Source organism: Micromonospora sp. AMSO31t (genome assembly GCF_008868175.1).
Classification (GTDB): domain Bacteria; phylum Actinomycetota; class Actinomycetes; order Mycobacteriales; family Micromonosporaceae; genus Micromonospora.
In genome coordinates this window covers 1-9,839 of sequence record NZ_WBKT01000204.1, presented here as the reverse complement: position 1 = coordinate 9,839, position 9,839 = coordinate 1, and the positions used below count along the sequence as shown (strand labels likewise).

The 9,839-nt window shown below is 74.1% G+C and carries 13 protein-coding genes and 1 pseudogene; 4 read left to right on the top strand and 10 right to left on the bottom strand.

What is annotated here, in order from left to right:
- Nucleotides 1-161 precede the first annotated feature (161 nt).
- From F8274_RS28120 to F8274_RS28110, 3 genes are all read right to left on the bottom strand, one after another.
- The gene (locus F8274_RS28120) at nucleotides 162-1,166 is read right to left on the bottom strand and encodes a glycine betaine ABC transporter substrate-binding protein (RefSeq protein ID WP_151465382.1); all 1,005 of its coding nucleotides are present in this window, start codon (nucleotides 1,164-1,166) and stop codon (nucleotides 162-164) included.
- A gap of 156 nt (nucleotides 1,167-1,322) precedes the next feature.
- A complete protein-coding gene (locus tag F8274_RS28115) occupies nucleotides 1,323-2,045 on the bottom strand; it encodes an ABC transporter permease (protein WP_151465381.1) in 723 nt (240 codons plus the stop codon).
- Complete coding sequence (locus tag F8274_RS28110; protein ID WP_151465380.1) at nucleotides 2,042-2,728, bottom strand: ABC transporter permease; 687 nt, start codon at nucleotides 2,726-2,728, stop codon at nucleotides 2,042-2,044. Before F8274_RS28110 ends, F8274_RS28115 begins: the two co-directional genes overlap by 4 nt.
- A gap of 2 nt (nucleotides 2,729-2,730) precedes the next feature.
- Between F8274_RS28110 and F8274_RS28105 the strand changes: the two genes are divergently transcribed.
- On the top strand, nucleotides 2,731-3,717 hold the full coding sequence (locus tag F8274_RS28105) for an ABC transporter ATP-binding protein (RefSeq protein WP_151465379.1): 987 nt from the start codon (nucleotides 2,731-2,733) through the stop codon (nucleotides 3,715-3,717).
- A gap of 9 nt (nucleotides 3,718-3,726) precedes the next feature.
- On the opposite strand, the gene F8274_RS28100 is transcribed toward F8274_RS28105, so the two are convergent.
- From F8274_RS28100 to folP, 7 genes are all read right to left on the bottom strand, one after another.
- Nucleotides 3,727-4,227, bottom strand: coding sequence for a hypothetical protein (locus F8274_RS28100; RefSeq protein ID WP_151465378.1), 501 nt, complete (start codon nucleotides 4,225-4,227; stop codon nucleotides 3,727-3,729).
- 81 nt (nucleotides 4,228-4,308) lie between these two features.
- A complete protein-coding gene (locus F8274_RS28095) occupies nucleotides 4,309-4,617 on the bottom strand; it encodes a hypothetical protein (RefSeq protein WP_151465377.1) in 309 nt (102 codons plus the stop codon).
- 70 nt (nucleotides 4,618-4,687) lie between these two features.
- Nucleotides 4,688-5,917: an ABC transporter permease gene (locus tag F8274_RS28090; RefSeq protein WP_151465383.1), complete on the bottom strand. Its 1,230-nt coding sequence runs from the start codon at nucleotides 5,915-5,917 to the stop codon at nucleotides 4,688-4,690.
- 119 nt (nucleotides 5,918-6,036) lie between these two features.
- Nucleotides 6,037-6,525, bottom strand: a complete 489-nt coding sequence (locus F8274_RS28085) for a DUF3180 domain-containing protein (protein WP_370518283.1) — start codon at nucleotides 6,523-6,525, stop codon at nucleotides 6,037-6,039.
- A gap of 61 nt (nucleotides 6,526-6,586) precedes the next feature.
- On the bottom strand, nucleotides 6,587-7,114 hold the full coding sequence (gene folK, locus F8274_RS28080; RefSeq protein ID WP_151465375.1) for a 2-amino-4-hydroxy-6-hydroxymethyldihydropteridine diphosphokinase: 528 nt from the start codon (nucleotides 7,112-7,114) through the stop codon (nucleotides 6,587-6,589).
- Entirely contained in the window at nucleotides 7,111-7,470 is a 360-nt protein-coding gene (gene folB, locus F8274_RS28075) for a dihydroneopterin aldolase (protein WP_151465374.1), read from the bottom strand. The genes folK and folB overlap by 4 nt, the downstream gene beginning before the upstream one ends.
- The gene (gene folP / locus F8274_RS28070; RefSeq protein ID WP_151465373.1) at nucleotides 7,467-8,366 is read right to left on the bottom strand and encodes a dihydropteroate synthase; all 900 of its coding nucleotides are present in this window, start codon (nucleotides 8,364-8,366) and stop codon (nucleotides 7,467-7,469) included. Before folP ends, folB begins: the two co-directional genes overlap by 4 nt.
- 361 nt (nucleotides 8,367-8,727) lie before the next feature.
- Here folP and F8274_RS28065 point away from each other — a divergent pair, with 361 nt between their 5' ends.
- From F8274_RS28065 to F8274_RS28055, 3 genes and pseudogenes are all read left to right on the top strand, one after another.
- Nucleotides 8,728-9,042: a hypothetical protein gene (locus F8274_RS28065; RefSeq protein ID WP_151465372.1), complete on the top strand. Its 315-nt coding sequence runs from the start codon at nucleotides 8,728-8,730 to the stop codon at nucleotides 9,040-9,042.
- 13 nt (nucleotides 9,043-9,055) lie between these two features.
- Nucleotides 9,056-9,418, top strand: coding sequence for a hypothetical protein (locus F8274_RS28060; RefSeq protein WP_091317037.1), 363 nt, complete (start codon nucleotides 9,056-9,058; stop codon nucleotides 9,416-9,418).
- Nucleotides 9,419-9,467: 49 nt separating this feature from the next.
- Nucleotides 9,468-9,839, top strand: a pseudogene (locus F8274_RS28055) (hypothetical protein); the annotation flags it as partial.

Sequence of the window (9,839 nt, the reverse complement as noted above, 5' to 3'; positions counted from 1 at the left end):
ACCGAGGCGGGCATGGCTGAGCAGACTACCGAGACTTGCCCCGGTAGGGAACGGGCCGAAGGCATCGATGTAAAGCCGGTGACCAGGGCTTCCCTCCCGGCCACGGCGGCTGCCTCCGCCGCGCCGGCGGGCCCGGGGGCCCGCCGGCGCGGCGGAGGTGGTCAGCTCGCGGCGAGCGCGGCGTCGGAGGAGAACACCAGGCCGACGCTGGCCGCGCCGGTCTTCAGGGCGTTCTTGGTCTGCGGGCCGCCCGCGTCGAGCGAGCTGAACGAGCCGGCCTTGAAGTCGTAGACCTCGACGAGGCCGGCCTGGCACTTCGGCCGCTGCGGGCACTCGGGCGGGCCGGCCAGCACGGTGGCCGTGCCGGAGCACTTGGCCGCCAGGTCGGAGAGGCTGGCGACCTGGTACTTGTCGGCGAACGCCGTGGTGACCGCGAAGGCGTTCTGGTCCTGCGCCTGGGCGGGCTGGCCGAAGCTGATGCCGACCTTGTCGCCGGCCGCCTTGAGCGCGCTGACCGTCTTGTCCAGCTCGGGCGAGGAGACCGGCTGGGCGTCCTTCCCGTTGGCCTTGGTGTTGAGGAACTCGGCCATCGTCGCCGCGTATTCCGGGACGACCTGGATCTGGCCCTTCTCCAAGGCCGGCTCGTAGAGCTCGCGGTTGCCGATGGTCTGCACCTTGACCTGGTAGCCGGCCGCGGTGAGCGTGATCTTGTAGAGCTCGGCGATCGTCTGGCTCTCGCTGAAGTTGCCCGCGCCGACCGTCACCTGGCCGCCGGGGCCCTTCTCGACGCCGTCGGTCACGCCGTTGGCGTCGGCGAACTCCTTCGCCGCGACCTGCGGGGTCTTCCGGTCGACGTCGACCGCCCGGTTCAGCTCGATCAGCTTGGGGGTGTCGAGCTTCGCGGAGACCTTGTCGAGCGCGGCGACGAGCTGCGGCGTGGCGGCCTTCGCGTTGACCGCGGGGATGACGTTGTCGGTGTTCTGGAGCTTCTTGTCGTCGGTGAGGACGACCAGCTTGTCGCCCGCCACCGGGGCGCAACCGGCCCCGGAGCCGCCCTGCTGGGGGGCGTCGGTGCCGGAGGAACCGGCGTCACCGCAGCCGGTGAGGAGGCTCGCCGCGGCGAGGGCGCCGAGCGCCCCCGCGGCCAACCGTGAACGTGCGTGCATCAGTGCCCGCCTTCCGTGTCCCGGCGCGACCCGTCCCGGGCCGGCCGCGTGTCCGACGGACGATCCGATCGAGCGCCCGCGTCTCCAGCCAATATCTTCCGGACCCGACCGACAAACTCCGAGCGAGATTCGTCACCGGATCGTCATCGGTGCGGCTCAGGCGCCCGCCGTGGCGTCGGCCGCGCGGCGGGTCGCCGCTCGGCGGGCCCGGCGTAGCGGCCGCGGCGTCACCGCCCGCTCAACCAGCGCCAGCACCCCCTCGACGAGCAGCGCCAGCCCGGCCACCAGGACGCCGCCGGCGATGATCTGGCCGCCGCCGGCCGCGATGTCCAGCCCGAAACCGGCCCGGATGATCTGCCCGAGCCCGCCGCCGTTGACGAACGAGGCCAGCGCCGCGGTGGCCACCACCTGCACGGCGGCGGTGCGGAACCCGGCCGCCAGGTAGGGCACCGCGAGCGGCAGCTCCACCCGGCGCAGCACCTGCCGGCCGGAGAGCCCCATCCCGCGCGCCGCGTCCCGGGCCTCCGGATCGGCCTGCCGCACCCCCGTGTACGCGGTGGCCAGCAGCGGCGGCACCGCGAAGACCGCGAGCGCGACCACCACGGCCGGCCGGCCGAAGCCGAGGAAGGTCAACGGCAGGATGGTCAGCAGGGCCAGGGTCGGGATGGCGAGAGTGACGTTGGACACCAACAGCACCAGGCCGCCGCCCCGGCCGGTGTGGCCGAGCCAGAGCCCGATGGGCCAGGCCACCAGGCAGCCGAGCAGCACCGCCAGCGCGGACAGGCTCAGGTGCTCGCCCAGCCGGTCCAGGACGCCGCCCGGATTCGTCCAGTTCAGCGGGTCGTTCAACCAGACGACCGCCTGCTGCACCGGGTTCATGAGGACCGCCCCCGCAGCCAGGGGGTGAGCATCCGGCCGATCCCGGCCAGGATCAGGTCGAGCACCAGCGCCAGCAGCACGCAGAGCACCGTGCCGGTCATGATCTCGGCCTTGTAGAAGTTGTTCTGGAAGCCGGCGAAGATGAGCTGGCCGAGGCCGCCCCGGCCGACCACCACGCCGACCGTGACCAGCGCCACCGTGGAGACGGTGGCCAGCCGTAGGCCGGTGAGGATGCCGGGCAGCGCCAACGGCAGCTCGATCCGCAGCAGGCGGCCCCAGCGGCCGTAGCCCATGCCCTCGGCGGCCTCCCGCACCTCGGGCGGCACCTGGTTCAGGCCGGCCAGCGCGTTGCGCACGATGACCAGCAGCGCGTAGAGCGCCACCACGGTGAGCACGGTGATCGCGCCGATGCCCAGGTAGGGCGCGAGGAAGGCGAACAGGGCCAGCGAAGGGACCGTGTAGAGCACCCCGGTCAGCGCCAGGATCGGCCCGGCGAGCGACCGGAACCAGTACGCGGCCACCGCCAGCGGCAGCGCCACGAGCGCCGCGATCAGCACTGCCCGGGCCGTCAACCAGGTGTGCTCACGCAGCGCGGCGAGGATCGTGTCAGAGTTGTCCCGCACGTACTGCCAGGAGAACCACGGGTTACCGGGCGCGGCCTGGTAGCTCAGGTGGAGGGACACACGTGGACGTTACCCCGGGCGCCGGACACGGCGCGGCCTCGATCACGCTCGAGCGCATCCGCAAGCGCTACCCGGACGGCACGGAGGCGGTGCGGGAGCTGAGCCTGGAGGTGAAGGCCGGCGAGCTCGTGGTGCTGATCGGCCCGTCCGGCTGCGGCAAGTCCACCGTGCTGCGGATGATCAACCGGCTGATCGAGCCCACCGACGGGCGGATCCTGCTCGGCGACGACGACGTCACCCGGGTCGACCCGGTCACGCTGCGCCGCCGTATCGGGTACGTCATCCAGAACGTCGGCCTCTTCCCGCACCAGACGGTCGCCGCCAACGTGGCCACCGTGCCGGGCCTGCTCGGCTGGTCCCGGGAGCGGACCCGGGCCCGGGTGGACGAGCTGCTGGAGCTGGTCGGCCTCGACCCGGGGCAGTTCGGCCGCCGCTACCCGCACGAGCTCTCCGGCGGCCAGCGGCAGCGGGTCGGTGTGGCCCGCGCGCTCGCCGCCGACCCGGTGGTGCTGCTCATGGACGAGCCCTTCTCGGCCGTCGACCCGATCGTCCGGACCCGCCTCCAGGAGGAGTTCCTCCGGCTCCAGGCCGAGGTCCGCAAGACCATCGTGCTGGTCACCCACGACCTCGACGAGGCGGTCCGGCTGGGCGACCGGATCGCGGTGCTCTCCGAGGGCGGCCGCCTGGAGCAGTACGACGTCCCGGCCGCCCTGCTCGGGTCGCCCGCCTCGCCGTTCGTCCGCGAGTTCGTCGGCGCCAACCGGGGCATCCGCCGGCTCGCGGTCACCCCGGTGACCCGCGAGGTGCTCGACCCGCTCCCGGCCGGCGGCGGGGCCGGCCTGCCGACGGTGCCGCTGGGCGGTTCGGCGTACGACGCGCTGGGCGGGCTGCTCACCTCCGGCGCCGAGCACGCGGTGGTCACCGAGGACGGCAAGCCGGTGGGGCTGCTCAGCCGGGCCCGGGTGCTCGGCCTCGGCGTCGTGGACTGAGCGGACCGGTCAGGCCCGGCCTCCCAGACTGGCCAGGCCGACGATCCAGCCGGCGAAGAAGCCGTAGGTGACGCCGGTGCTGGCGGACTGGAAGGCGGCGAAGAGCGACCCGTGCGGCCCGAGGAGGGTGGCCAGCAGGGCCGTGCACCCGGCGGCCAGCGCGTACGCGCCCCAGCCGGAGAAGAACTGGCTGCCCGAGCTCTCCACCCGGGCCACCTGCGGGCCGGGCAGCAGGTAGAGCAGCGCCGCGGCCAGCACGATCAGCAGGATCGCCCGCAGGTTGGTGGCGAGCACGCCCTGCGCCGGGTCGTCGGCGTGCAGCCGCCAGGCCGGCCAGGCGAGCAGCCGGAGGAACCAGCCACCGGCCCCGGTCGGGTCGGTGTGGTCCTGCACCCAGCCCACGTACGTGGGGCTGCCGCCGACCGCGACGAGCAGGAGCACGGCGAGCGTGCCGGTGCCGGCGGCCGTGCCGTACGAGGCGACGGTACGGGGGCGGTTGGTGAGGGCCATGGAGCGGTCAGTTCCCGGCCCACCGCGCCGGGCAAACCTGCGTACCCGGTCCGCCGCCGAGGGTCGGCGGGTGGCCATCGCTCAGTGCTTCATCAGGTAGTCGATGAAGGCGGCCCGCAGCAGCGGGGTGGACTCCGGCTCCTCGTAGCCGTGCCCGGTCATCTCCCGCCACAGGGCGTTGGCCTCGTCGACGATCGGCCCGATCGAGTTGGGGGCGCCGTCCAGGATCGCGGCCTCGTCCGCGTTGGGCATGTGCCGCAGCACCGACCAGAAGAACTCGACGTCGCGGCGCTCCCGGGCCAGGTGGAACGCCTGCTCGCGCAGGTCCTCGGTGGAGAGCTTGTCCAGCTCGTCGAAGGTACGGCCGCCGGGGGCAGGAGTGTCCGTCATGCCGCCGAGCCTAACCGGCGAGATCACCTGCGGCCGGCCGGACGCGACGCCACACCGGGCGGCCGCCGGGTCAGCGGTCCCCGGCGTCCCAGCGGCGCGGCTCGTTCTCCCAGCGCGGCGACTCCCACGAGTCGACGGTGTCGGTGTTCCGCACCGGCAGCACCGACGGCCAGGCGTCGGCCGGCTCGGGCGACGGGGTCAGCGCCCAGCCGGTGCTGATCGCGCCGTCGCCGCCGGGACCGGTCGGGCCGGCCGGGAGCGCGTTCGGTGGCGCCGGCCGGGGCCGGCCGAACGTCTCGACCAGCCGGGTGACCAGCAGCCCGGCGCCGAGGGTCGCCCCGCCGACGGTCCACCGGCTGATCGTCCAGTCCTGTGCCGCAGCCCAGGCCAGGAAGACCTCCACGGTGCAGACCGCCAGCAGGGTGCCGAAGATCCCGCCCCGGCGCCCGTACGCGCTGGTGCCGCCGAGCATGACCGCGCCGATCGCCAGCACCGACCAGTCGAGGCCCGTGGCGGGTGCCACCGGGCCGTCCCCGTTGGCGGCGATGAGCACCCCGCCGAGCACGGCCAGGACCGTCGAGCCGATCAGGGCCAGCGCGGCCACCGTGGCGGCCGCGGCACCCCGCCGCCGGGCCGGGTCGGCGACCGGCCGGAACCGTCCGAGCAGCCGGCGGACCGGTTTGATGGCGCCGAAGAGCCCGCCGAGGACGGCCACCGCGGCGAAACCGACGAAGAGGTAGAGCGCGGTGCGCCGGGGGTCGTAGCCGCCCTGCACGACGATCGGGGTGGTCCGGCGCTCGATGTACACGATGACGCCGGCCGCGCCGGCCAGGCTGGCCGCCCAGGCGGGCACGTGCAGCACCACCACGGCGAGCGCGAGCGCCAGCCCGCCGAGCGCCGCCACCGCCAGCGCCGGGAGCAGCGCCTCCCGCACGCCGCGGTCGCCCTGCTCGGCGAAGTGCAGCGCGGCGGCCAGCGCGATCGGCCCGACCGCCAGGTTCACGGCGGCGGCCCGCAGGCTGAGCCCGGCGGCCAGGGTGAGCAGCCCGAGCCCGGCCACGTCGACCAGCAGCGTCTTCAGCGCGCCGCCGCGCAGCGCGTCCGCGTCCTCGCGCCAGAGCAGCCAGGTCACCGCGGCCAGCCCGAGCAGCAGCAGGAACTCCCAGACCACGTGCACGGCGATCCGGTCCCGGCCGGGCTCGCCGTGGGAGGGGTCGTCGAAGACGTTCTCCAGCACGGTCGCGGGCACGCCGGACGACGTGTCCACCGGCGCAGTCCGGCCCGTCTCGTCGTACCCCATGGCCCGCGCCTCCCACATGGCCGGCCGTGTGGTCCGACGCGCGGGCGGACCGGCGGCGGCCGTTGCTCTCCGGTCGCCAGGCACGGTACCTGCGGGGGGAGGTGCTGGGAACCCCCTGATCAGAGGCGGCCGCGCGGAGTCTCCCGGTCGCCGGGCTCGCGGTCCTCGTCGTCCTCCTGCTCGGGAACCCGGCAGGACCGCTCCAGCCACAGCGCCGCCGCGACGAGGGCGAGGGAGGCGAGGAGCCCGGCTCCGCTGGCGGGCCGGTCGCCCATGGCGGCGTTGGTCCGCTCGACGAAGAGCCAGCTGGTGAGCCCGGCGTAGAAACCGGCGAAGATGGCCCCGGCCAGGGCGGACGCCTTCGCGAGCACCACGAACCGGGCGACCAGCAGGGGGTTCACCGGGTCCCGGCCGGGGCGGCGCTCGATGCGGCCGCGGGTGTTGACCGCCGCGTACGCTTCCAGCACGGCCAGGCCGGCCAGCGTGACCACCGGCAGCCAGGGCAGGTCGGGGGCCATCTCGTAGTAGAAGGCGCTGATCAGCAGCCAGGCCAGCGCGGCGGCGGCCAGCGCGGCCACCACCAGCGTGGAGATCCGGGTCGGACCCATCCGGAAACGGTCGGGGTCGCGCGGGGACTGCGCCTGGCTCATGCCGTCCGGCTCCACAGGGTCATGTGTCCGACTCTAACGCCAGATCGGGACGCGGACTGAGTTCCAGCGCGTCGGAGGCCAGCGGCTCGGCGTTGAGCAGGTCGGTCAGCCAGCCGTGCCCGGGCAGCCGGCCGTGCGGCTCGATGTCGATCCACGGCCGCAGCACGAAGGCGCGCAGGTGGGCCCGGGGGTGCGGCAACGTCAGCTCCGGATCGCCGCTGAGCACCGGCTCCCCGGCCGCGTCCCAGACCGCGATCACGTCCACGTCGAGGGTGCGGGGCCCGTACCGCCGCTCCGGGTCCCGCGTGCGCCCGGCCGCCGCCTCGGCGGCCCGGGCCCGCGCCAGCCAGTCGCGCGGGGTCGCCGCCGGGTCCCGTACCAGCACCGCCGCGTTGAGGTACGCGGGCTGCTCGGCGTCCCCCCATGGTGGAGTCTCGTAGACGCCGGAGACCACCAGCACGGTGTCGCCGAACGAGGCCACCGCGGCCCGCAGGTGGGCGAGGCGGTCGCCCAGGTTGCTGCCGATCGACAGCACGGCCCGGGTCATCGGGTACGCCGCATCGTCACCGCGACGTCCCGGAAGGTGTGCGGGATGGGGGCCTCCGGCTTGTGCACGGTGACCGTCGCGGCGGCGACCAGCGGCGCGGCCAGGCAGACCGCGAGCAGCCGGTCGGCGAGGGTCTCGATCAGGTTGACCGGCTCGCCGGTGATCACGCCGACCAGCTTCTCGGCCAGCTCGCCGTAGTGCACGGTGTCGGTCACCTCGTCCGAGCGGGCGGCCGGGGCCAGGTCGAGTTCGAGCACGGCGTCGACCACGAACTCCTGCCCCTGGGCGCGTTCGAAGTCGTAGACGCCGTGCCGGCCGTGCGCGCGCAGGCCGGTCAGCTCGATCCGGTCGGTCATCGCTCTCCCTCGGTGGTGTGCCGCCCGGTCGCTGATCGGTCCCCCTGCGCGCCGGGCCGGGCCAGGCGCGGGCCGCCGGTGGCCCGCCAGACGGCGAGCGCGTCGGCGGTGCCCCGCACGTCGTGCACCCGGACCCCCCAGGCGCCGGCCGCCACGGCGAGCACGCTGGTGGCGACGGTGGCCGCCTCCCGCTGCGCGGTCGGCCGGGGGTTGCCGTCGGCGTCGGCCAGCAGGCGGCCCAGGTAGGACTTGCGGCTCGACCCGAACAGCAGCGGGAAACCGAGGTCGACCAGCTCGGGCAGGCGGGCGCTCAGCTCCCAGTTGTGCGCGGCGGTCTTGGCGAAGCCCAGCCCCGGGTCGACGATGATCCGGTCGGCGGCCACCCCGGCGGCCAGGGCCTCGTCGACGCGCCGGCCCAGCTCGGCGCGCACGTCGGCCACCACGTCGGCGTAGCGGGCCAGGTCCCGCATCTCGCGCGAGTGTCCCCGCCAGTGCATCAGCACCCAGGGGCAGCCGGCGTCCCGGACCACCCGCGCCATGTCCGGGTCGGCCAGGCCGCCGGAGACGTCGTTGACCACGTCCGCCCCGGCGGCGAGGACGGCCTCGGCGACCCGGGCCCGACTGGTGTCGATGCTGACCGGGATGCCGGCGGCGCTCAGCTCGCGGATCACCGGCAGCACCCGGGCGATCTCGGTGTCCGCGTCGACCCGGTCGGCGCCCGGCCGGGTCGACTCGCCGCCCACGTCGACCAGGTCCGCGCCGGCCGCCCGCAGTCGCACTCCGTGTGCGACGGCGGCGTCCAGGTCGGCGTACCTGCCCCCGTCGGAGAAGGAGTCGGGCGTGACGTTGAGGACGCCCATCACCACCGGGGCCTCCGCCCGTACCAGATCGGTCACGGACCCGACAGTACCGATCGCCAGCAGGGCTTCCGGCGGCCCCGGCGACCCCGGCAAAGGACGCCCCTGACGTGCGGATTGGAACAGGTGTACGATCGGTCTTCGAGCCCGTTCCGGGTCGACTCTTCGCGGGTTGTCGCAAAGGTGGCCGGGCCGTACGCTTTGGAATTGCCCAGCATCGAGATGGCGAAGCCTGGAGGGAGGGCCGAAGCGGGACGAAATCCCCCAAAGCTCGCCACCCTACGTGGTGGGTGACGAACGCAGCGTCGCCGACGCTGTGTGGAACGAGCACCATCCCGCCAGGCTTTGCCCACATGCACCACCGCGGCGCCGCCGGCCGCGACCTTGGGGAGGTTTTCCAGTGATCGCCATCGAGCTCATGGGAACGGCGTCCGCCGCCGTCGACCACGCGCTCCACACTCTGGCGTCGACTCCACTCGCCGAGCCGGCTCCCAAAGGCATCGACACCAACAATGTCGTCTCCTTCTTCGCCAGCAAGATCGCGCCGATCCTGCTCGCGGTGCTCGGCGTGATCTTCATCGGCCGGGCCAGCCGGGGCGAGATCTCCAAGGTGCTCACCAGCTCGGCCATCGCGATCATCGGGCTGGCCTTCATCGCCGGCGCGGCAACACTCTTCTTCGTCGGCGACTACCTGATCAACCTGATCTTCGAATAGGCGTTGGGCGACGATGCGGCTGCGCACCGACGACGACATCTACCGGGCACGCCTCGTCTACCTGGGGCCGCCCGGCTACACCCTTCCCGTCCACCTGCCGTACGCCCAGTACGGCCTGTTCATGCTGCTCGTACCCCTCTACATGTTCATCCACTGGTTGTTCACGCTCCAGGTCGAGCTCTTTCCCGCCTGGGAGATCTCGCTCGCCATCGTGACCACCTCGTTCATCTTCCGGTACGTCGACCCGGACCGGCCGGCGCGCATGGTCATCCGGACCGCGCTGACGGACTGGCGACGCACCCGGGAGCCGGCCGCCGAGCTGCGCGACCCGCGCCTCGTCGCGAGCCGGATCAGGATCCGGGAGGAACTGGCATGACCGGGCGTACGCCGACGGCGCAGACGAACGACGCGGGTGAGGCGGTCGCATGAGTCGCTCTTCCACGCCGGGTCCTCCGGCCGGACGTCCGGCCGGGCCCTACGGTAACCGTGCGCGATCGTTCGACTACCCACCGGACGAGGAGCTGGACGAGACCACCCTCGACCCGGCCCTGGTGACCAGCCCCCAGCACGGTCGCGTCGGGGTCTTCCAGCCGCCCCGGCCGCTGGCTCCGCGCGGCGCCGAGCAGCGGGAGCCGGTGGTCGCCGACGGCGGTGACATCGACTCGCCCTTCCTCGACCTCTTCGGCGGCGCGCAGCCCCGGGTCCGCCGGCCGGCGACCCCGCCCGCCGGCCCGCCCGTCCCGGTGGAGCCGGTGGTGGCGCCACCCCGCCGCGGTGTCGGCCGGGAGGCGCTGCCC